We start from the raw sequence: 19,674 nt of genomic DNA, 5'->3' as shown, positions 1-19,674 counted from the left end.
TCAGGCCTCAAACCCCCGCCTCGATCGTTGCGCTGACAGTGAACTGGCGCCAGTAGACTCCCTGCATGCTGCCTGCCCGCGACTGGTTCGACGACGCCTCGGTGTTCGTCGTCGACGTGCCGCTGGCCTGCTGCGCGCTCGAGACCCAGGCCGCGGCGGGCGCCCGGCCGATGGTGGACGCGGCGGCCATCCCGCCCGGTGCGAGGCTGATCGTGACGCTGTCGGGCACCATCACGGCGCCCCTGGTGCCGGCCATCCTGGACACGCTGGACCGGCTCCCGCCGGAGCGGACCGTGGTGGCGTTCGGGGCCTGCGCCTGCGTCGGCGGCCCCTACTGGGACTCGTACTCGGTGGTGAAGGGCGCGGAGTCCCTGGTGGCGGTGGACCACTTCATCGCCGGCTGCCCGCCTCCTCCCGAGGCGCTGCAGTCCTACCTCGAGGAGGTCCGCAGTGGCGCCGCCTGACCACCCATCGGCGACGGAACGGGTCGAGGCGGCCCGCTGGCACGCCCGCGCAGCCGAGGCCCGCGAGGCCGGCTTCACCTTCCTGGCCAACCTGACCGCCGTCGACGAGGTGGGCCTGACCGACCACATCAGGGTCCTGCTGTCGCTCGAGCACCCCGGAGACTGGAGACAGCTGCGGCTGGAGACCCTCACCCCCCGCGACGACGCCCACCTCCCGGACCTCACGGACCTGTTCCCCGGCTGCGCGTGGCTGCAGCGCCAGGTCCACGACTTCTTCGGCGTCACCTTCGACGGCGCGGACAACCGCCCGCTGATCCACCACGGCGGAGGGGCGCCCCTGCGCAAGGACGTGCTGCTGGAGCCGCGCCAGACCCAGCACTGGCCCGGCGCGCTGGAGCCGGGGGAGTCGGAGCAGTCGCCGTCGCGCCGGAAGCTGGTCCCGCCCGGAGTGCCGGACCCCGCCGTCGTGGCGGACCCAGGCGCGACGCCCGCCGACATCGCGCTGTCGGCCACCGGGGCCCGCGTCCGGAGGCTCCGATGAACCAGGCCCACAGCTCGATCGCCCTCGTCGAGGACCGCTGCACCTCCTGCATGATCTGCGCCCGGGAGTGCCCCACCTGGTGCATCACCCTGACCTCCCACCTCGAGCAGACGGTGCCGGCGCCCGGCGCCCGCCCGCGCACCCACAACGTGCTCGACACCTTCACCATCGACTGGGCGCTGTGCATGTACTGCGGCGTATGCATCGAGCAGTGCCCCACCGACGCGCTCGAGTGGAGCGGGTCCAGGGTGCCGTCGGCCGACCGCCTCGTGGACCTCGTCCACGATCGGGGGCTCCTCGCCCCTCGGCGGGAGACGGGTGAATAGCCGCCTCCGACGGGCCGGCCGCGACCTCCGGCAGGCGGCCTCGACCCGCGCCGTGTGGTTCGGCTTCCTCGGCTCGCTGGGCATCCTCGCCGGCTCGCTGAGCCCGGCCTACCTGCCGCAGGCCTCCCCGATGTGGGACGTGCTGCGCGCCCTGGGGATCGCGGGGGACACCACCAAGATCGTCGGCACCGTCACCACCCTCGTCGGCCTCGTGCTGCTGCTGGAGGCGTGGTTCCGGCTGCGCCCGGCCCGCCGCCGCGCGATGGGGCAGCCGCAGCTGCGGCACTGGGCCGTGCTGACGATCGTCGCGCTGCCGCTCGCGGTGGGGCCGCCCATCTTCTCCCATGACGCGTACTCCTACGCCGCCCACGGCTGGCTGATCCACAACAACCTCAGCCCCTACCAGGTGGGCCCCGGGATCCTCCCGGGCTACTACGCGGACCAGGTGGCGTGGGTGTGGCGGGAGACCACGGCCCCCTACGGCCCCCTGTCGCTGTGGATGAGCCATGGGCTGGTGATCCTCGCCGGCTTCGAGCCGTTCGCCTCGGCCGTCCTCATGCGCATCCCGGCGCTGGTCGGGGTGCTGCTCATCGGCTCGCTGGTCCCGCGGATCGCGCGGCGGGTGGGCGTGGATCCGGCTGCCGCCAGCTGGTTCGCGGTCCTGAACCCCATCCTGATCATCGACTTCGTGGGCGGCGCCCACAACGACGCGCTCATGGTGGGCCTCATGCTCCTGGGCATCTGGGTGACGATGCGCTACCGGCACTGGTGGGCGGGGGCGCTGATCGTGGGGGCCGCGGCGGCCGTCAAGCAGCCGGCCTTCCTGGCCGCCGTCGCGCTGCCGTTCCTGGTCACCCCCTGGACGTCGTGGCGCCCCCGGGCGGTCGCGTGGGCCGCGGGGAAGGCGCTGGCCTCGCTGGCGCTGTCGGTGGGCGTGTTCGCCCTGATCTCGGTGGTCTCCGGCATGGGATTCGGGTGGATCAACGCCATCAACGTGCCCGGCATGGCCGAGACGATCTCGCCGTTCACCGTGGTCGGGCACCTGCTGCAGTTCCCCGCCACCTACTTCGGCTGGGACCCCAGCGGGGTGGCCGTGGTGACGGTGGTGCGCGCCATCGGCGCCGTCGTCTCCGTGGTGGGCATCGCGGTGTTCGCCTACCTGCACCTGGGCAGGCGGCCGCTGACGTTCCTGGCCTACTCGTTCCTCTGGTTCGCGCTGTGCGCCCCCGCGCTCCACTCGTGGTACCTGCTGTGGGGGGCGGTCCTGCTCCCGATGGCGCACCCGTCGACGAAGCTGCTCCGCGCGGCGATCGTGGTCACGGTGGTCCTGCTCGGCTTCGCGGCCATGACGTTCGGGCTGCGCAACGGCCCGTGGATGCTGGTGCTCATCCTGTTCGGCGCCGTCTACTGGATCATGCACACCCACGAGCTGAGCCAGCCCATGGACGAGCCGGAGCCGGTCAGGGCGTGAGCGGGCCCGCCGGGACGCGGTAGTCGACCAGCACGGGGGAGTGGTCGCTGATGCGCTCCTCGTAGCTGGCCTCGCGGCCCACCCAGGCCGCCGTCGCGCCCCGGGCCAGGCCGGGGGAGGCCAGGTGGTAGTCGATCCGCCAGCCCGCGTCGTTGGCCCAGGCCTGCCCGCGCCAGGACCACCAGCTGTAGGGCCCGTCCGCGTCCGGGTGGACCCGGCGCACCACGTCGACGAGGCTGCGCGGAGAGAGGATCGAGGCGAACCAGTCACGCTCCTCCGGCAGGAACCCCTCCGACTTCTGGTTGGTCCGCCAGTTGCGGAGGTCCTGGCGGGTGTGGGCGATGTTGAAGTCGCCCATCACCAGGAACTCTCTGCCCTCGGCGGCGGCCTCGCGGCGCGACGCGGTCAGCTGGCGAGCGAAGCCGCGCATGAACCGCATCTTGCGCTGGTACTTCTCCTCGCTGCCCTCCTCGTGCGGCCAGGCGGCGCCCTTGGGGAGGTACAGGGACGCGACGCGCAGCGGCGCGTCCGCCAGGTCCACCTCGAGGTAGCGGCCCTCCGTCGCGAAGCGGGCGAGGTCGCGGTTGACGATCCGCTCGGCGGGCACCGCCTCCGGCTGCAGGTCCGGCCCGAACTGGTAGGCGGTGCCGTCGAGCGCGCGGACGCGGGCGGGCTTGACGCGGGTCATCACCGCCACGCCGTTGCGGCCGGCCGTCAGCCCCGTGTCGAGGGTGACGTGGTAGCCGTGGAACGCCTCGAGCGGGAGGTCGTCGACCCGGCAGCGCACCTCCTGGAGCGCGATCACGTCCGCCCCGGCGGCGTCCCAGAAGCCGCGGAAGCCGCGGCGGAGGGCGGCCCTGATGCCGTTGACGTTGTGGGTGCCGATGCGGAAGGGGGAGCCCACGTCAGCGGTAGTTGACGTACTGGACCGCGAAGTCGTAGTCCTGCTCCTTGATCATCGCCTGGACCGCCTGGAGGTCGTCGCGGCTCTTCGACGAGACGCGCAGTTCCTCGCCCTGGATCTGGGTCTTGACGCCCTTGGGGCCCTCGTCGCGGATCAGCTTGGTGATCTTCTTCGCGTTCTCGGTGCTGATGCCCTGTTTCGTGGTGGCGGTGATCTTCCACAGCTTGCCCGAGACCCTCGGCTCTCCGGCCTCCAGCGCCTTGAGGCTGACGCCGCGGCGCACGAGCTTGGACTGGAACACGTCGAGGATCGCCTTGACCCGCTCCTCCGAGACGGCCTCCATCTCGATGTTCTCACCGGACCAGGCGATCTTCGCGTCGGTGTTCTTGAAGTCGAACCGCTGGCCGACCTCCTTGACGGCCTGGTTGAGGGCGTTGTCGACCTCCTGCCGGTCCACCTTGCTCACGACGTCGAACGAGCTCTCTGCAGCCATGGTTGCCTCCCCTGTCCTGTTCTCCGGCCCTTGCCTTGGGGCCTCCGTGGCCCACCGCGCCGAGCGGCCGAGGCGCTCGGTGGCGGCTGGCCCATTCTGCCAGCACTGCCGGGACCCGGGTGCTTTGCCGATGCGGCGAACGCACTGCTATGCTCGTGCGTCGCCGGGATACCCGGCATGGCAGGTTGCCCGAGTGGCCAAAGGGAGCGGTCTGTAAAACCGTCGGCGTAGCCTACGTTGGTTCAAATCCAACACCTGCCACTAGGCCTCGGACCGGATTGGTGCGGGGCCTAGTTTCGTTTCATCGGCAGAGAGGGGCCGACGATGGCCACCCCACACATCGCCTGCGAGCCCGGCGACATCGCACCACTCGTGATCATGCCCGGAGACCCGAAGCGGGCAGAGCGCATCGCCAGGACCCGGATGCAGGACGTGCGCCTGGTCTCGGACGTGCGGGGCATCGCGGCCTGGACCGGCACCGTCGACGGCGTCCCGATGACGGCGATGGCCTCGGGGATGGGCGTCCCGACGTTGTCCATCTACGCCACCGAGCTGTTCTCGCAGTTCGGCGTCAAGCGGATCTGCAGGGTGGGCACCTGCGGCGGCATCTCGTCGAAGGTCGCGGTGAGGGACGTCATCGTCGCCTCCTCCGCCCACACCAACTCGTCGGTGGCCACCATCGACATCCCCGGCGTGTCTCTGTCGCTCGCCGCGTCCTACGACATGCTGCGGGCCGCCGTCGAGTCCGCCCGGGACGCCGGCCGCACCGTGCACGTGGGCGCGGTGTTCACCAGCGACTTCTTCTACTCCTCGCGCACCGACATCATCCCCGGGCTGGACCGGCTGGGCACCCTCGGCGTGGAGATGGAGGCGGCCGGCCTCTACGCCTGCGCGCTCGCCCACAACGCGGAGGCGCTCGCCGTGCTCACGGTCTCGGACCACCTCAAGGACGGCTCGTCGGACCTCACCGCAGACGAGCGCGAGACCCTGTTCCAGGGTGCGCTCGAGGTCGCCGTCGCCGCGCTGAAGGCCTGACCGGACCCCCGATCGGGCGCCGGGATCCCCGATTTGTGGTGATCGTCGCGGCGCATGTATGGTTGGTCGTCGGCTGGCCCCTATAGCTCAGTAGGCAGAGCGTCTCCATGGTAAGGAGAAGGTCTGCGGTTCGATTCCGCATGGGGGCTCGGTTCCCTCCCGCACCACCGGGGGGGAACTCTGACGGGGTAGCTCAGTCGGTAGAGCAAGCGGCTCATAATCGCTGTGTCGCGGGTTCGAATCCCGCCCTCGTCACCACCACCGCGAGAACAGCGCCCCGCGCGAAGCTAAATTGAAGGAATTTCGACCATGGCCAAGAAGTCACAGGACGTCCGTCCGAAGATCACGCTCGCATGCACCGAATGCAAGGAGCGCAACTACATCACCAAGAAGAACCGTCGAAACGATCCCGATCGTCTCGAGATCAAGAAGTTCTGCCCGCGCTGCCGCACCCACCGGGCGCACCGCGAGACCCGCTGAGGTCTCCCGAGCTCAACCGCCGAGACCGGCCACCGCACGGTGGCCGGTCTCGTTGCGTCTCCGGACCCCATCCGGGCCGGTAGCCTTGCCCCCATGCCAATCACCGCCGAGCACGTCGGGCGCCGCTACCCGGCAGCCCCTCCGTACGTGGTCAGCCGGGCCAAGATCGTCGAGTTCGCCGAGGCGGTCCGCGACGACAACCCGGCCTACCGAGGAGACCACCCCGTCGCCCCGCCCACCTTCGCCGCCGTCATCGCGGCCCAGGCCTGGGGGGCCCTGTTCGGCGACGAGGAGTTGGGCCTGGCCCTCAACCGCACCATGCACACGGACCAGACGTTCACCTTCCGCCGCCCTCTGCGCGACGGCGACGCGGTGGTGGCGGAGCTGAGCATCGAGAAGGTGCGTAACCGTGGGGCGCTGGACATGATCACGGTCCTGGTGGACCTCACCGTCGACGGCGAGCCGGTCTGCGAGGCCCGCTCCACGCTCATGCACACCCGGGAGGACGACGATGCCTGAACCGACAGTGGGACAGGTTCTGCCGGAGCTGCGCGTGCAGGTGACCCGCTCCACCGTGGTGCGCTACTCGGGGGCCTCCACGGACTTCAACGAGATCCACTTCTCGGACCGGCACGCCCGGGCCATCGGCCTGCCTGGCGTGGTGGCCCACGGCATGTGGACCATGGGGGCCGGGCTGAAGGTGGTCACCGACTGGATCGGGGACCCGGGGCGAGTGCTGAGCTACTTCGTCCGGTTCACCCGGCCGGTCGTGGTCCCGGACACCGACGAGGGCACCGAGGTGCGCTACACCGGCACCGTCACCGCGGTCGCCGACGGGGTGGCCACCGTCTCGATCACGGCCACCTGCGGCGACGAGGCCGTCCTCGGCGCGGCGAAGGCCGAGGTCCGCGTTGACTGAATGCCGGATCGACCGGCTGTCCGCGGCCACCGCGGAGCCCGCCGTCGCCGCCTCCACCCGGCTCGCGGACCACACCACCCTGCGGGTGGGCGGCGAGGCCCGCCGGTTCGAGGTGGCGCGCACGGAGCGTGACCTGATCGACGTGGTGACCGACTGCGACGAGAGGGGCGAGCCGCTGCTCGTCCTGGGGGGCGGGTCGAACCTGCTGGTCGCGGACGAGGGCTTCCCCGGGACGGTGGTGCGGGTGGCGCTCACGGGCCTGGACGCCGACGTGTCCACCTGCGGGGGAGCGGCCGTGAGGGTCGCGGCGGGGGAGAACTGGGACGACGTGGTGGCCTACGCCGTCGAGCAGGAGTGGAGCGGGCTCGAGACCCTGTCCGGGATCCCCGGAAGCGTCGGCGCCACCCCCATCCAGAACGTCGGCGCCTACGGCTCCGACGTGTCGCGCACGATCACCTCGGTGCGCACCTGGGACCGGGTCGAGCGCACGCAGCGCACGTTCCCGGTCTCGGACTGCGGCTTCGCGTACCGGTCCTCGCGGTTCAAGCGGGAGCCGGGCCGCTACGTCGTGCTGGAGGTCGGCTTCCAGCTGCCCCTCGGCTCGCTCGGGGCGCCCATCGCCTACCCGGAGCTGGCCGCCCGCCTCGGCTCGCGGCAGGGCGGGCGGGTGCCGGCGAGGCTCGTCCGCGACACCGTCCTGGCCATCCGGCGCGGCAAGGGCATGGTGCTGGATGCCACGGATCACGACACCTGGAGCGCCGGGTCCTTCTTCACCAACCCCCTCCTCACCGAGGAGGAGGCCGCCAGGCTCCCCGCCGACGCGCCCCGGTTCCCGGCCGAGGAAGGCCGCGTGAAGACCAGCGCCGCCTGGCTGATCCAGCACGCCGGCTTCGCCAAGGGACATGTCCGCGGACCGGCCGCGCTCTCCACCAAGCACGTCCTGGCGCTGACCAACCGCGGCGACGCGACGGCCGCGGACCTGGTCGCGCTCGCCCGCGAGGTGCGCGACGGCGTCGAGAAGCGGTTCGGGGTGTCTCTGGTGCCCGAGGTCAACCTCGTCGGCGTCAGCCTCTGAGGCGCTCGCACGTCAGTCGCGGCGCTCGAGCACGGCCTGGGCAGCCGCCACGTAGCCGGCGGCCAGCGTGTGGGCGGCCAGCCGCAGGGCGTCGCGGCCCGGGAGGAACGCCCCGTGATGCAGGCCCACGCCGTCGACGCGCCCCGTGCCCACGAAGCACATCACCGACGCGGTGGCCAGACCGTACTCGCCGAAGTCGTCCGAGCCGCAGGAGCGGAACGGCGTCTCTGCCACCGTCACCCCCACCGACTTCAGCAGCGGGTCCAGGCGCCGTACCAGCCCCGGGTCGTTGACCAGCGCCGGGCCGCCGTGGATGAAGCGGGTCGCGGCCGCCGCCCCCCGCGCCAGCGCCACCGCGTCCGCGGTGCGGGCGATGGCCTCATGCAGCAGCGCGCGGTCCTCGTCGGAGTAGGTGCGGATGGTGCCCCGGCAGCGGGCCTCGTCGGCGATGATGTTGGGGGCCGTCCCGCCCGAGATCTGCCCGATGGACACGACGGTGGGGTGCGTGGGGTCGATGATCCGCGTCGGCAGGCCGGAGACGGCGGTCACGATGCTGGCGAGCGTGGTGATGGGGTCGATCGCCACATGGGGGTAGGCCCCGTGCCCTGGGCGGCCGCGCACCACGATCTCGAACTCGTCGTAGGCCGCGTTCACCGCACCCACCCCGGTGGACACGACGCCCCGCTCCACCTCGGGCTGCACGTGGACGCCCACCATGGCCTCGATCTCCTGGTCGTCCAGCAGACCCGAGGCCACCACGTCGCTGGCCCCCGCCGGGTTGACCTCCTCCCGGGGCTGCAGGATCGGCACCATCGCGACGGGGAGCTCCAGCCCGCGGGCCGCCGAGATCAGCGCCCACAGCGCGCCCAGGTGCACGTCGTGGCCGCAGGCGTGCATCACGCCCGGCCTCCTCGACTCCCACTCGATCCCCGTCGCCTCGTTCACCGGCAGCGCGTCGAGCTCGGCACGGACGCCGACGGCGGGACCCTCGGGCCCGATCCGCGCCCAGGCGCCGGTGTGCGCCACGTGGGTCCAGTGCGTCCACTCGGCCGCCCGGGTGAAGGTGTCGCGGGTGGGCTCCTCCTCGCCGCTGAGGTGTGGCTCCGCGTGGATCGCGCGGCGGAGCGCGGCCGCGTCGGGCAGCACCCGGTCGATGCCCTCGATCAGGGCGCTGAGCAGGGCCGACGTCATAGCCACACAGTCTAGTGTCCTGCGCGGCCCTGGACCGTGACCAGGCACGGGGTAGCCTGACCGGGTGCCCCAGCCCACCCCCACCCTTCGCCCCGCCGCGCCCCGGCGGCCCAGCCTGGTGCGGCTGCTGCCCTACCTCCGCCCGTTCCGGCGGCAGTTCGCGCTCGCCCTCGCCATGGCCCCGCTCGGGGTGGCGATGGCGGTCCTCATCCCGCTGCTGCTCGGCAGCATCGTCGACGGCCCCATCGCGGGGCGCGACGGCTGGGGGGTCGCGCTCTACGCGCTGCTGATCCTGGCAGCCGGGGCGGTCGACGCGGCGATCAGCCTGGTGCGGCGCTGGATGATGACGCGGGCCACCTCGGCCCTCGAGGCCAACATCCGGCTGGACCTGTTCGACAAGCTGCAGGCCCTTCAACTGGGCTTCCACAAGCGGTGGGAGTCCGGGCAGCTGCTGTCGCGGATCATGAGCGACCTCGGCCTGCTGCGCCGGTTCATGTCATTCGGGATCCTCATGCTGATCATGAACACGATCCAGATCGTCGTGGTGGTCTCCATCATGCTGGCCATGCACTGGCCGCTCGGGGTCGCGGTGCTCGTCTCGGTGCTGCCCGTGGTGGCCGTCACCACCTACCTGGTGCACCGCTTCGGGAAGGTGTCGCGGCAGGTGCAGGACCGCACCGGAGACGTGGCCTCCACGGCGGAGGAGTCCCTGCACGGCGTCCGGGTGATCCGCTCGTTCGGCCGCGTGCCGTTCGCGTTCCTCGGCTTCGACGAGCGCGCCGTGCTGCTGCGCGACTCCGGCGTCCACCGGATGCGCATCGCGTCGGTGCTGTGGACCCTGCTGGAGGTGTTCCCCTCCGTGCTCCTGGTGATGGTGCTCGGCGGCGCGGCCGTCGCCGCCGCGGAGGGCCTGCTCACGCTCGGGGAGGTGGTCTCCTTCGTCACCCTGCTGCTGTCGCTGGCGTGGCCGGTGGGCTCCCTGGGCTTCCTGCTGTCGTTCATGCGGGAGGCCGCGACAGCCGCGGACCGCGTGTGCGAGGTCTTCGACGCCCCGGTCACCATCGTCTCCGGCACGCGCCGGATCCGGGAGCCCCGCGGGGCGCTCAGCCTGCGCGACGTCAGCTTCCGCTTCGACGACGCCGACCGGCCCACCCTCGACGGCCTGACCCTCGACATCGCCCCCGGCGAGACGGTGGCGCTCGTCGGCGGCACGGGCTCGGGCAAGTCCACCATCGTCTCGCTGATCCCGCGCCTGCAGGACGTGACCGGGGGAGAGATCCTCCTCGACGGCGTCGACGTCCGCGACCTCGAGCTCACGCAGCTGCGTTCCCTGGTGGCCACGGCGTTCGAGGATCCCATTCTGTTCTCGATGTCGGCCCGGGAGAACCTCACCCTGGGCCGGCCGGACGCGAGCGACGAGGACCTCGCCGAGGCGATCCGGATCGCCTCCGCCGAGTTCGTCCACGACCTGCCCTGGGGCCTCGACACCAGGCTCGGGGAGCAGGGCCTCAGCCTGTCCGGCGGGCAGCGGCAGCGCCTGGCCCTGGCCCGCGCCATCCTGGTGCGGCCCAAGGTCCTCGTGCTCGACGACACCCTCAGCGCCCTCGACATCCACACCGAGGCCGAGGTGGAGGCCGCGCTGAAGGCCACCCTCTCCGGGGTCACCGGGCTCGTGGTGGCGCACCGCGCCTCCACCGTGCTGCTGGCGGACCGGGTCGCGATGCTCGTGGAGGGCCGGATCGCTCACGTGGGCACCCATCAGGAGCTGCTGGCCACGGTTCCCGAGTACCGGGAGCTGCTCTCTGCCGATTACAGCATCGAACCCGAGCTGGCCGAGGAGGGGATCCGGTGAGCGACACCCGGGACACCGCGCTGGAGGACTGGCGCGGGGTGAAGCAGGAGATCACGGAGGAGACCGATTCGACGGTGGCGCTCCGCCCCGCCAGCCGTCGGCTCCTCGGCGAGCTGGTGCGCCCCTACCGCCGCTGGGGCGCCGTGCTGGTCGTCGTGGTGGTGCTGGAGTCGCTCGCGCGGCTGATCATCCCCGTGATCGTCCAGCGCGTCCTCGACGACGGCATCCCGGCGCTGCAGGGCGGGCAGGCGTCGCCGCTGGTCACCCTGCTGGGCGTCATGGTGGGCGCCATCGTCGTGCAGGTCACCTGCCGCGCGTTCTTCCTGCGCCGCTCCGGGGTGATCGGCAACGAGCTGCTCCTCACCCTGCGCCGCCGCCTCTACCGGCAGTTCCAGCGGCTCAGCGTCGGCTTCCACGACAGGTACACCTCCGGGCGCGCGGTGTCGCGGATGACGAGCGACGTCGAGGCCGTCCAGGAGCTGGTGCTGCAGGGCATCGACGTGGTCATCGCGGCTCTGCTCACCATCGTGGGCTCGACGGTGATCCTGCTGTTCCTCGACTGGCGCCTCGCCCTCGTGGCATTCGCCACCTACCCCCTGCTGTGGCTGCTCATGCGCTGGTTCGCCAAGGCCTCCACCCGGGCCTTCCGGCACGTGCGCACGCTGTCGGCCATCGTGATCGTGCAGTTCATCGAGACCATGACCGGCATCAAGGCGGTGCAGGCCTTCCGCCGCGAGACCCGGTCCCGTGAGATCTTCGAGGCCGTCGCGCTGCAGTACCGCGACGCCAACACCACCGCGCTGCGCGTCTTCGCCCGCGCGATGCCCGGGATCCAGTTCGTCGGGCACGTGGGCATCGTCGTGGTGGTGACCGTCGGCGGGTACATGGCGCTGGCCGACCAGCTGTCGGTGGGCACGCTGGCCGCGTTCGTGCTGTACGTGCGGATGTTCTTCGACCCCATGCAGGACCTCGGCCAGTTCATCTCCTCGCTGCAGTCCGCGCTGACGGCGCTGGAAAAGGTCGCGGCGGTGATGGCGGAGGAGCCGGACGTCCGCGACCCCGCCGACCCGGTGGCCCTGCCCGCCGCCCGCGGCGAGCTGGCCCTCGACGGCGTGGAGTTCTCCTACGTCGAGGGCGCGACGGTGCTGCCGGACCTCACGCTCTCCATCCCCGCCGGCCAGACGGTGGCGCTCGTCGGCACCACCGGAGCGGGGAAGACCACCATCGCCAAGCTCATCGCCCGGTTCTACGACCCCCAGAGGGGGTCAGTGCTGCTCGACGGCGTGGACCTCCGCCGCCTCGACGACGAGACCCTGCGCCGGCACGTCACGCTGCTGACGCAGGAGAACTTCATCTTCGCCGGCTCGGTGGCCGACAACATCGCCTTCGGTCGCCCGGACGCCACCCGCGCCGAGGTGGTGGCCGCGGCCCGTGCGGTGGGCGCGCACACGTTCATCGAGGCCATGCCCGGCGGGTACGACACCGACACCGCGAAGCGGGGGTCGCGGCTCTCGGCCGGCCAACGGCAGCTGGTGGCCTTCGCGAGGGTGGTGCTCGCGGATCCGAGGGTGCTGATCCTGGACGAGGCCACCTCGTCGCTGGACGTGCCCACAGAGCGGCTCGTCCAGCGCGCGCTCGGCACGATCCTGGCCGATCGCACCGCCGTCATCATCGCCCACCGGCTGTCGACGGTGGAGATCGCGGACCGGGTGCTGGTTCTCCAGCACGGCAGGGTGGTCGAGGACGGGCCGCCCGCGGCCCTGGTTGCGGGCGAGGGCCGATACGCCGACCTGCACCGCGCGTGGCTGGCGTCGTTGGCGTGAGGCTGGTTCGCATCTCGAAGCCGGAGCGCATATAGTAGGGAAAACCGGTCAAGTCGCCATTGTCCAAGCGCGCTCAAAATGCGCTCGGGCCACGGGGGATGCGGCCGTAAAGGGTAGTAGCTCAATTGGCAGAGCAGCGGTCTCCAAAACCGCAGGTTGGGGGTTCGAGTCCCTCCTGCCCTGCTAGGCGGCCGTCGAATTCCGGTTGCCTCGCCCGCCTGCCGACACTCGTGTCGGTGAGGCATTTTGTTTGTTTCTGGGAAGGGAAGGTCGGCGTGAGCGACAAGTCGCACGACGAGCCGGACAACGAGGAGATCGTGTCCGACGAGCCCGCAACGACCGACGCCGACGAGATCGTCTCCGACGAGGAGGCCCTGGCCGAGGCCGAGGCGGAAGCCATGGCGGCCGACGAGGACGTGACGCTCGAGCCTGCGCCCTCGGACGACGACGTCATCTCCGAGCACGAACGCGAGTTCACCGAGGACGAGCTGACCGCCGCCGCCACCCCGGCGATCCAGCGCCGCACCGCCAAGGCGCCCGTCCGCAAGGCGGCACCCACGCGCAAGCGCAACGCCTCGGTGACCGAGGCCGAGGACCCCTACAGGGCCGGCAACCCGGCCGAGTTCGTCCGGCAGTCCGCCGGCGAACTCAAGAAGGTGGTGTGGCCCACCTGGCCGCAACTGGTGACCATGTTCGGCGCGGTGCTCGTCTTCGTGCTCATCATGATTTTCATCGTGGGAGTGTTGGACCTGGCCTTCGGCTGGTTCCTCCTGCAGATCTTTGGGAGCAACACATGACCGACTCTGACCGCAACGACATCGACTTCGAGATCGACCTCGGCGCCATCGAGGAGTCCGCTCCGGACGAGGTGGAGATCGACCTCGGCGCCTTCGGCGACGACGAACCCGAGGAGGCGCCCGTCCTCCTCGCCGACGAGGAGCCGGACGCCGCAGAGGCCGAGGAGGCCGCGGACAAGGACGACGCCCTGGCCGCCGCCCTCGAGGAGCTGCGCACGGAGCTCGAGTCGAAGTACGGCGAGTGGTACGTCATCCACACCTACTCGGGCATGGAGAACCGCGTCAAGCAGAACGTGGACTCGCGCGCCCAGACCCTCAACATGGAGGACTACATCTTCGAGACGGTCGTGCCGACCGAAGAGGTCGTCGAGATCCGCAACAACGCGCGCAAGACCGTCACGCGTTGCGTGCTGCCCGGCTACGTCCTCATCCGGATGGAGCTGACCGACGACTCCTGGAGCGTCGTGCGGCAGACCCCCTCGGTCACGGGCTTCGTCGGGCACGGGCAGCAGCCGGTGGCGCTGTCGATCGACGAGGTCCTCAACATGCTGACTCCTTCCGTGATCGCCAAGGTCAACGCCGCCCAGGCCGGTGCCGCGGTTGCGCGGAAGAAGAAGGTCGAAGTCATCGACTTTGCCGTCGGAGACTCCGTCATGGTGGTCGACGGACCCTTCACCGGGGTCCACGCCACGATCACCGAACTCAACCCGAACAATCAGCGGCTCATCGCGCTCGTCGAGATCCTCGGCCGGGAGACCCCCGTCGACCTCGAGTTCAAGCAGGTCGAGAAAGTCGTCTAAGATTGTGCGTTGCGCCCGCTAGCGGGCACTTCCATCCACACAGGTAAAGGACCCCCATGCCTCCCAAGAAGAAGGTAGCGGCCCTCGTCAAGGTCGCCCTCAACGCCGGCTCCGCCACCCCGGCGCCGCCGGTCGGTACCGCCCTCGGTCCGCACGGCGTCAACATCATGGAGTTCGTGAAGGCGTACAACGCCGCCACGGAGTCCCAGCGCGGCAACGTCATCCCCGTCGAGATCACGATCTACGAGGACCGCACGTTCACCTTCATCACGAAGACGCCGCCCGCGGCCGAGCTGATCAAGAAGGCCGCCGGCATCAAGAGCGGTTCCGCGAACCCGCTGACCACCAAGGTGGCGAAGCTCACCAAGGACCAGGTCCGCGAGATCGCCACCACCAAGCTGCCGGACCTCAACGCCAACGACGTCGAGGCCGCCATGAAGATCGTGGAAGGCACCGCCCGCTCCATGGGCGTCACCGTCGACTGATCCACCCCCCAATCACCCTGGCAGGGGAGTGCTCCCCACACCAGAACTGGTCGACCGGACCCACGAGGCCGGCGGAATCAAAGGAACCAGCATGAAGCACAGCAAGGCTTACCGCGGCGCCGCGGAGAAGCGCGACGAGTCGCAGGCATACAGCCCCGAGGAGGCCCTCCGCCTCATCAAGGAGATGGCGTCGGCCAAGTTCGACGAGACCATCGACGTCGCCGTCCGCCTGGGCGTCGACCCCCGTAAGGCAGACCAGATGGTCCGCGGCACGGTCAACCTTCCGCACGGTACTGGCAAGACGGCCCGGGTCCTCGTCTTCGCCGCCGGTGACAAGGCTGACGCCGCGCGCGCCGCTGGTGCCGACGAGGTCGGCACCGACGAGCTGATCGAGAAGGTGGCCGGCGGCTACCTGGACTTCGACGCCGTCGTCGCCACCCCTGACCTGATGGGGAAGGTCGGCCGGCTCGGCCGCGTCCTCGGCCCCCGCGGCCTGATGCCGAACCCGAAGACCGGCACCGTCACCATGGACGTGGCCAAGGCCGTCTCCGACATCAAGGGCGGCAAGATCGAGTTCCGCGTGGACCGTCACGCCAACCTGCAGTTCCTGATCGGCAAGAAGTCCTTCACCGATCAGCAGCTCATCGAGAACTACTTCGCCGTGCTGGACGAGGTCCTCCGCCTCAAGCCCTCCGCGTCGAAGGGCCGCTACCTGCGCAAGGTCGCCGTCTCGGCCACCATGAGCCCCAGCGTCCTCGTCGACATCACCGCGACGAAGCCCGCCGAGGCCTGAGCCTCGCCAGCACCCCACATCGGGGCGGACACCTCCGGGTGCCCGCCCCGATGCGCATTCCGCGGTGACAGGATGGGCCCATGGCCACCGTCGACCTCCACCGCCAGGGCAGCATCGCCGTCATCACCCTGAACAACACCGGGAAGCGCAACGCGATGACCGACGGCATGTGGCGCCGGATACCGACGCTCATGCGGGAGCTGGACGCGGACCCCGAGGTGACGGCCGTCGTCCTGACGGGGGCGGGGGCCACATTCTGCGCCGGGTCGGACATCGGGGGCCTGGACGAGCTGCATCACGCCGAGGGTCCCGTCAACGCCGAGCTGGCCCTCGCGAGGAGCCCGAAGCCGGTCATCGCGGCGATCGAGGGGGCCTGCTACGGCGGGGGGCTCGAGCTCGCCGTGGGGTGTGACCTCAGGGTCGCGGGGGACACCGCCACGTTCTCGGTGCCGCCGGCGACCCTTGGGATCGTCTACCCCGTCTCCGCGACGCAGCGGATGATCAACCTCATGGGTCCCGCCGTCACCAAGGAGATGCTGTTCACCGCCGCCCGCCTGGATGCCCGCCGCGCGCTCGGCGTGGGCCTCGTCAACGATGTGGTGGAGGCCGGCCGGGCCCTCCAGACGGCCATCGCCATGGGCGAGGTCATGGCTGGGCTCTCACAGCTGACCCTGCGGGCCTCCAAGGAGATCGTCGACGCTCTGGTCGGACGCGACCTCGACGCCGAGACCGCGATCTCGTGGGTGCAGCGCGCCAACTCCGGCCCCGACCTCCCCGAAGGGATGGCGGCCTTCCGAGAGCGCCGGCCGCCCAGGTTCACCTGGCGCCCCGAGTGAGTCACCCCTGCCGGCCGACCCCCCTCGCGGGTGACCGCGTTGACCAGCACGTCCCCGGACCCCGCCGTAGGGTGGAGTTCCACGGATGAAGGGAGCGCCATGTCGACGGTCGCCACTGAGGGGACACCGGCCGGACCCGCGGAGATCGTGCTGGTCAGGCACGGGCAGAGCCTCGGCAACGTGGCTGACCACGCGGCGATGGCTGCGAAGGCCCACCGGCTGGACCTCCCCACCACCGACGAGCTGATCGACCTGTCCGACGAGGGACGCCGCCAGGCCGGGGCGCTGGGGCAGCACCTCGCCGCGACACCGTCAGCCGAGCGGCCCACCGTCGTCATCAGCTCGCCGTACCGGCGGGCAGTGGCCACGGCGGAGATCGCCCTGGCCCACCTCGGCGTGGAGGTGCTCCTCGACGAGCGCCTACGCGAGCGCGAGCTGGGCATCTTCGACGGCGTCACCTGGTACGGCATCCAGGCCGACCATCCGGAGGAGTCGGAGCGGCGGGCGAGGGTGGGCAAGTTCTACTACCGCCCGCCCGGCGGGGAGTCCTGGGCGGACGTCATCCTCCGGATCCGGAGCCTGCTGGTGGAGCTCCAGGCCCGCTTCCCGGGGGAGCGGGTGTGGATGTTCAGCCACGAGGCCGTGATCCTGGCCTTCCGCTACGTCCTCGAGGGGCTGGACGCGGCCCGCGTCGTCGCGCTGCAGAAGGAGGAGCCGGTCGCGAACTGCTCCATGACCAGGTACCGCGCCCACGACGGCGCCCTCACGCTGGTGGCCCGCGACGACGTCAGCGCGCTCCTGGGCAGCGGCGGCGCCCACGTCACCCGGGAGCCGGGCCACGCCCGCGACCGCGCCGACGAGGACCCGACTCCAGGGCGGCGGGCATGAGCGCCCGCGGCGCAGAGGTCGTCGTGACCGCCGCCGTGCTGCGCGACTGGCCGCTGCCGACCTCGGCGGGCGACAAGGACTCGCGCGGCCGCGCGCTGATCGTGGGAGGCAGCGTGCCCAACCCCGGCGGGGTGCTGCTGTCGGCCAGGGCCGCCATGCGCGCCGGGGCGGGAAAGACCCAGCTGGTGGTGCCGGAGGCGGTGGCCGTCGCGCTCGCGGTGGCCATGCCCGAGTCGCTGGTGCGCGGCGCGCGGTCCACCCGCGAGGGTGACCTCACGGCGGACGCGGCGGCCGCCGTCGACGACTACGCCGACGGCGCAGACGCCACGCTCCTCGGCCCCGGGATGCTGGACGTGGCCTCCGCCGTCGAGGTGGTGGGCGCGGTCGCGCCGCTGCTGAGCGGGCCGGTGGTGCTGGACGCGCTCGCGCTCGCGTGGCTGACAGAGGACCTGACGCGCGGGCACCGGTTCGACTCGTTGGTCCTGTCGCCGAACCTGAGCGAGCTCGCGCTCACCCTCGGCGAGGACGAGGAGGAGGTGGCCGGAGACCCGGCGTCGGCGGTGCTGAGGCTGGCGCGGGCCACCGGGGCGGTGGTCAGCTCGGGCTCCACCAGCACGTTCATCAGCACGCCCGACGGGCGGCTGTGGCGCTCGGACGAGGGCAACGCCGGCCTCGGCGTGGCGGGGTCGGGGGACGTCAAGGCGGGCATCACCGTCGGCCTGTGCGCCAGGGGCGCGGAGCCCGCCCAGGCCGCCGTGTGGGCCGCGCACCTGCACGGCGCCATCGGCGGGCGCCTGGCATCCCGCTTCGGCCCCACCGGCTACCTTGCCGGGGAGCTGCCCGCGGAGATCCCCCAGGCGCTGCTCGAGATCGGCTGAGGGCCGGTCAGAGGACCTTGGCGAAGAAGTCCCTGGTGCGCGGCTGCTGGGCGTTGTCGATGACCTCTTCAGGGGTGCCGCGTTCAACGATCACGCCCTCGTCCATGAAGACCACCTGGTCTGCCACCTCGCGGGCGAACCCCACCTCGTGCGTGACCACGATCATGGTCATGCCGCTGGCCGCCAGGGACTTCATGACGGCCAGCACCTCGCCGACCAGCTCGGGGTCGAGCGCGGAGGTGGGTTCGTCGAAGAGCATGAGCTCGGGCTCCATGGCCAGCGCCCGGGCGATGGCGACCCGCTGCTGCTGCCCGCCGGAGAGCTGCGCCGGGTAGTGGTCCGCCCGGTCCGACAGGCCCACCCGCTCGAGCTGCTGGCGGGCGAGGCGCTCCGCCTCCGCGCGCGGCACCCGGCGCACCTGGCGCGGGGCCTCCATCACGTTCTCGAGGGCGGTCATGTGCGGGAACAGGTTGAAGCGCTGGAAGACCATGCCGACGCGGGCCCGCTGCGCGGCGATCTCCTTGTCGCTCAGCCGGTGGAGCCGGCCGCCGACCTCGCGCAGGCCCATCAGCTCGCCGTCGACGTACATCCGGCCGGCGCTGATCTGCTCCAGTTCGTTGATGCAGCGGATCAGCGTGGACTTGCCCGAGCCCGAGGGCCCGAGGATCACGCACACCTCGCCGCGCGCGACGGTGAGGTCCACGCCCTTGAGCACGTGCAGTTCGCCGAAGAGCTTGTGGACCGCCTGCGCGTCGACCATCGCCGTCACGGGGTCACCTCCAGGTTGGGGTCGGCGTGGACGGTGCCGGAGGCGAGGATGGCCTGCTGGCGCCGGGACATGGCCTTGGCGGGCTTCGCGCGGCCGGTGGTGTCGGTGTCGAACCCGCGGCCGTAGTACGCCTCCAGGTAGGACTGGCCCACCATGAGGATCGAGGTGATCACCAGGTAGTAGATGGCGGCCACGATGAGCAGGGGCACGGGCAGGAAGTTCTGGTTGCCGATGGCGTTGGTGACGAAGGTCAGCTCGAGGCTGAACGGGACGGCCAGCACCAGCGACGTGGTCTTGAGCATCGAGATGGTCTCGTTGCCGGTGGGCGGCACGATGACGCGCATCGCCTGGGGGATGATGATCCGGCGCAGCGTGGTCGAGCGCTTCATGCCCAGGGCGGTCGAGGCCTCCCACTGGCCCTTGTCGACGGAGTTCAGGCCCGAGCGGACGATCTCCGAGAGGTAGGCACCCTCGTTCAGGCCGAGGCCGAGCACGGCGGCCACGCCGGCGTTGATGACGTCCTGCGTCGTGAACTGGAAGAACTCCGGCCCGAACGGAATGCCCAGGCTGAGCCTGGGGTAGAGGACGGGGAGCAGCCCCCAGAAGACGAGCTGGGTGTAGACGGGGGTGCCGCGGAAGAACCAGATGTAGGCCCACGCCACCCCGCGCAGGATGGGATTGGTGCCCATCCGCATGATGGCCGTGGTGACGGCCAGCGTGATGCCCAGCGCCATGGCGCCGACGGTGAGCAGCAGGGTCCAGCCCAGGCCGGAGACGATCCTCGGGTCCAGCAGGTGCTGACCGACCACGTCCCAGCGGTAGTTGGGGTTGGTCAGCAGGCCATGCACCAGCAT

General features: G+C 71.1%; 23 protein-coding genes and 4 tRNA genes. 22 read left to right on the top strand and 5 right to left on the bottom strand.

Annotated features, from left to right (window positions below; genetic code table 11):
• The first annotated feature begins 65 nt into the window (after positions 1-65).
• The 4 genes from ACX1D3_RS14755 to mptB are packed head-to-tail and all read left to right on the top strand — an operon-like array spanning position 66 to position 2,802.
• Positions 66-464: an NADH-quinone oxidoreductase subunit B gene (locus ACX1D3_RS14755; RefSeq protein ID WP_458994561.1), complete on the top strand. Its 399-nt coding sequence runs from the start codon at positions 66-68 to the stop codon at positions 462-464.
• A complete protein-coding gene (locus tag ACX1D3_RS14750; RefSeq protein ID WP_458994560.1) occupies positions 451-1,005 on the top strand; it encodes an NADH-quinone oxidoreductase subunit C in 555 nt (184 codons plus the stop codon). Before ACX1D3_RS14755 ends, ACX1D3_RS14750 begins: the two co-directional genes overlap by 14 nt.
• Positions 1,002-1,331: an NADH-quinone oxidoreductase subunit I gene (locus tag ACX1D3_RS14745; protein WP_458994559.1), complete on the top strand. Its 330-nt coding sequence runs from the start codon at positions 1,002-1,004 to the stop codon at positions 1,329-1,331. Before ACX1D3_RS14750 ends, ACX1D3_RS14745 begins: the two co-directional genes overlap by 4 nt.
• Entirely contained in the window at positions 1,324-2,802 is a 1,479-nt protein-coding gene (gene mptB, locus ACX1D3_RS14740) for a polyprenol phosphomannose-dependent alpha 1,6 mannosyltransferase MptB (RefSeq protein WP_458994558.1), read from the top strand. Before ACX1D3_RS14745 ends, mptB begins: the two co-directional genes overlap by 8 nt.
• Here mptB and ACX1D3_RS14735 read toward each other — a convergent pair.
• A complete protein-coding gene (locus ACX1D3_RS14735; protein ID WP_458994557.1) occupies positions 2,792-3,706 on the bottom strand; it encodes an exodeoxyribonuclease III in 915 nt (304 codons plus the stop codon). The genes mptB and ACX1D3_RS14735 overlap by 11 nt on opposite strands.
• 1 nt (position 3,707) lies before the next feature.
• Entirely contained in the window at positions 3,708-4,199 is a 492-nt protein-coding gene (locus ACX1D3_RS14730) for a YajQ family cyclic di-GMP-binding protein (protein ID WP_458994556.1), read from the bottom strand.
• A gap of 179 nt (positions 4,200-4,378) precedes the next feature.
• Here ACX1D3_RS14730 and ACX1D3_RS14725 point away from each other — a divergent pair.
• The 8 genes from ACX1D3_RS14725 (at position 4,379) to ACX1D3_RS14690 (ending at position 7,708) form a co-directional block, all read left to right on the top strand.
• Positions 4,379-4,460, top strand: a tRNA-Tyr gene (locus ACX1D3_RS14725).
• A gap of 63 nt (positions 4,461-4,523) precedes the next feature.
• Positions 4,524-5,234, top strand: coding sequence for a purine-nucleoside phosphorylase (gene deoD, locus ACX1D3_RS14720; protein ID WP_458994555.1), 711 nt, complete (start codon positions 4,524-4,526; stop codon positions 5,232-5,234).
• A 76-nt stretch (positions 5,235-5,310) separates the two neighbouring features.
• Positions 5,311-5,383, top strand: a tRNA-Thr gene (locus ACX1D3_RS14715).
• Between the two features lie 33 nt (positions 5,384-5,416).
• Positions 5,417-5,492 (top strand) — tRNA-Met (locus ACX1D3_RS14710).
• 51 nt (positions 5,493-5,543) lie between these two features.
• A complete protein-coding gene (gene rpmG, locus ACX1D3_RS14705) occupies positions 5,544-5,714 on the top strand; it encodes a 50S ribosomal protein L33 (RefSeq protein WP_458994554.1) in 171 nt (56 codons plus the stop codon).
• Positions 5,715-5,807: 93 nt separating this feature from the next.
• Positions 5,808-6,233 carry an FAS1-like dehydratase domain-containing protein gene (locus ACX1D3_RS14700; protein ID WP_458994553.1) on the top strand — a complete coding sequence of 142 codons (426 nt, stop codon included), beginning with the start codon at positions 5,808-5,810 and terminating at the stop codon, positions 6,231-6,233.
• Positions 6,226-6,633, top strand: coding sequence for a MaoC/PaaZ C-terminal domain-containing protein (locus ACX1D3_RS14695; RefSeq protein WP_458994552.1), 408 nt, complete (start codon positions 6,226-6,228; stop codon positions 6,631-6,633). Before ACX1D3_RS14700 ends, ACX1D3_RS14695 begins: the two co-directional genes overlap by 8 nt.
• Positions 6,634-6,649: 16 nt before the next feature.
• Positions 6,650-7,708, top strand: coding sequence for a UDP-N-acetylmuramate dehydrogenase (locus ACX1D3_RS14690; protein ID WP_458996568.1), 1,059 nt, complete (start codon positions 6,650-6,652; stop codon positions 7,706-7,708).
• 12 nt (positions 7,709-7,720) lie between these two features.
• On the opposite strand, the gene ACX1D3_RS14685 is transcribed toward ACX1D3_RS14690, so the two are convergent.
• A complete protein-coding gene (locus ACX1D3_RS14685) occupies positions 7,721-8,899 on the bottom strand; it encodes a M20 metallopeptidase family protein (protein ID WP_458994551.1) in 1,179 nt (392 codons plus the stop codon).
• A 64-nt stretch (positions 8,900-8,963) separates the two neighbouring features.
• Here ACX1D3_RS14685 and ACX1D3_RS14680 point away from each other — a divergent pair, with 64 nt between their 5' ends.
• From ACX1D3_RS14680 to ACX1D3_RS14635, 10 genes are all read left to right on the top strand, one after another.
• Entirely contained in the window at positions 8,964-10,751 is a 1,788-nt protein-coding gene (locus tag ACX1D3_RS14680) for an ABC transporter ATP-binding protein (protein ID WP_458994550.1), read from the top strand.
• On the top strand, positions 10,748-12,574 hold the full coding sequence (locus ACX1D3_RS14675) for an ABC transporter ATP-binding protein (RefSeq protein WP_458994549.1): 1,827 nt from the start codon (positions 10,748-10,750) through the stop codon (positions 12,572-12,574). The genes ACX1D3_RS14680 and ACX1D3_RS14675 overlap by 4 nt, the downstream gene beginning before the upstream one ends.
• A gap of 110 nt (positions 12,575-12,684) precedes the next feature.
• Positions 12,685-12,757: transfer RNA gene (locus ACX1D3_RS14670), tRNA-Trp, on the top strand.
• A gap of 92 nt (positions 12,758-12,849) precedes the next feature.
• Positions 12,850-13,371 carry a preprotein translocase subunit SecE gene (secE, locus tag ACX1D3_RS14665; RefSeq protein ID WP_458994548.1) on the top strand — a complete coding sequence of 174 codons (522 nt, stop codon included), beginning with the start codon at positions 12,850-12,852 and terminating at the stop codon, positions 13,369-13,371.
• Positions 13,368-14,171 (top strand): transcription termination/antitermination protein NusG, encoded by an 804-nt coding sequence (nusG, locus tag ACX1D3_RS14660; RefSeq protein WP_458994547.1) that lies wholly within the window; start codon positions 13,368-13,370, stop codon positions 14,169-14,171. Before secE ends, nusG begins: the two co-directional genes overlap by 4 nt.
• Positions 14,172-14,227: 56 nt before the next feature.
• On the top strand, positions 14,228-14,656 hold the full coding sequence (rplK, locus tag ACX1D3_RS14655) for a 50S ribosomal protein L11 (protein ID WP_458994546.1): 429 nt from the start codon (positions 14,228-14,230) through the stop codon (positions 14,654-14,656).
• A 91-nt stretch (positions 14,657-14,747) separates the two neighbouring features.
• A complete protein-coding gene (gene rplA, locus ACX1D3_RS14650; RefSeq protein WP_458994545.1) occupies positions 14,748-15,449 on the top strand; it encodes a 50S ribosomal protein L1 in 702 nt (233 codons plus the stop codon).
• An 80-nt stretch (positions 15,450-15,529) separates the two neighbouring features.
• Complete coding sequence (locus tag ACX1D3_RS14645) at positions 15,530-16,285, top strand: enoyl-CoA hydratase/isomerase family protein (RefSeq protein ID WP_458994544.1); 756 nt, start codon at positions 15,530-15,532, stop codon at positions 16,283-16,285.
• A gap of 99 nt (positions 16,286-16,384) precedes the next feature.
• Positions 16,385-17,173 (top strand): histidine phosphatase family protein, encoded by a 789-nt coding sequence (locus ACX1D3_RS14640; RefSeq protein WP_458994543.1) that lies wholly within the window; start codon positions 16,385-16,387, stop codon positions 17,171-17,173.
• On the top strand, positions 17,170-18,051 hold the full coding sequence (locus ACX1D3_RS14635; RefSeq protein ID WP_458994542.1) for an NAD(P)H-hydrate dehydratase: 882 nt from the start codon (positions 17,170-17,172) through the stop codon (positions 18,049-18,051). The genes ACX1D3_RS14640 and ACX1D3_RS14635 overlap by 4 nt, the downstream gene beginning before the upstream one ends.
• Positions 18,052-18,058: 7 nt before the next feature.
• Here ACX1D3_RS14635 and ACX1D3_RS14630 read toward each other — a convergent pair whose 3' ends face one another.
• Both ACX1D3_RS14630 and ACX1D3_RS14625 read right to left on the bottom strand, forming a co-directional pair.
• Positions 18,059-18,811, bottom strand: coding sequence for an amino acid ABC transporter ATP-binding protein (locus tag ACX1D3_RS14630; protein WP_458996567.1), 753 nt, complete (start codon positions 18,809-18,811; stop codon positions 18,059-18,061).
• Positions 18,812-18,816: 5 nt separating this feature from the next.
• Positions 18,817-19,674, bottom strand: coding sequence for an amino acid ABC transporter permease (locus ACX1D3_RS14625; RefSeq protein ID WP_458996566.1), 858 nt, complete (start codon positions 19,672-19,674; stop codon positions 18,817-18,819).

The organism is Tessaracoccus yangjingae (assembly GCF_054483935.1).
The sequence above is the reverse complement of the archived record's forward strand: the minus strand, read 5'-3'. Positions and strand labels throughout refer to the sequence as shown.

Excerpts from the sequence above, each read along its gene's own strand:
- nusG (WP_458994547.1), top strand. The coding sequence starts at position 13,368 with ATGACCGACTCTGACCGCAACGACATCGACTTCGAGATCGACCTCGGC.
- ACX1D3_RS14630 (WP_458996567.1), bottom strand. The coding sequence starts at position 18,811 with ATGGTCGACGCGCAGGCGGTCCACAAGCTCTTCGGCGAACTGCACGTG.
- ACX1D3_RS14695 (WP_458994552.1), top strand. The coding sequence starts at position 6,226 with ATGCCTGAACCGACAGTGGGACAGGTTCTGCCGGAGCTGCGCGTGCAG.
- deoD (WP_458994555.1), top strand. The coding sequence starts at position 4,524 with ATGGCCACCCCACACATCGCCTGCGAGCCCGGCGACATCGCACCACTC.
- ACX1D3_RS14745 (WP_458994559.1), top strand. The coding sequence starts at position 1,002 with ATGAACCAGGCCCACAGCTCGATCGCCCTCGTCGAGGACCGCTGCACC.
- ACX1D3_RS14755 (WP_458994561.1), top strand. The coding sequence starts at position 66 with ATGCTGCCTGCCCGCGACTGGTTCGACGACGCCTCGGTGTTCGTCGTC.
- ACX1D3_RS14640 (WP_458994543.1), top strand. The coding sequence starts at position 16,385 with ATGTCGACGGTCGCCACTGAGGGGACACCGGCCGGACCCGCGGAGATC.
- rpmG (WP_458994554.1), top strand. The coding sequence starts at position 5,544 with ATGGCCAAGAAGTCACAGGACGTCCGTCCGAAGATCACGCTCGCATGC.
- ACX1D3_RS14635 (WP_458994542.1), top strand. The coding sequence starts at position 17,170 with ATGAGCGCCCGCGGCGCAGAGGTCGTCGTGACCGCCGCCGTGCTGCGC.
- ACX1D3_RS14685 (WP_458994551.1), bottom strand. The coding sequence starts at position 8,899 with ATGACGTCGGCCCTGCTCAGCGCCCTGATCGAGGGCATCGACCGGGTG.
- rplK (WP_458994546.1), top strand. The coding sequence starts at position 14,228 with ATGCCTCCCAAGAAGAAGGTAGCGGCCCTCGTCAAGGTCGCCCTCAAC.
- ACX1D3_RS14730 (WP_458994556.1), bottom strand. The coding sequence starts at position 4,199 with ATGGCTGCAGAGAGCTCGTTCGACGTCGTGAGCAAGGTGGACCGGCAG.
- ACX1D3_RS14625 (WP_458996566.1), bottom strand. The coding sequence starts at position 19,674 with ATGCTGGTGCATGGCCTGCTGACCAACCCCAACTACCGCTGGGACGTG.
- ACX1D3_RS14645 (WP_458994544.1), top strand. The coding sequence starts at position 15,530 with ATGGCCACCGTCGACCTCCACCGCCAGGGCAGCATCGCCGTCATCACC.
- ACX1D3_RS14700 (WP_458994553.1), top strand. The coding sequence starts at position 5,808 with ATGCCAATCACCGCCGAGCACGTCGGGCGCCGCTACCCGGCAGCCCCT.
- rplA (WP_458994545.1), top strand. The coding sequence starts at position 14,748 with ATGAAGCACAGCAAGGCTTACCGCGGCGCCGCGGAGAAGCGCGACGAG.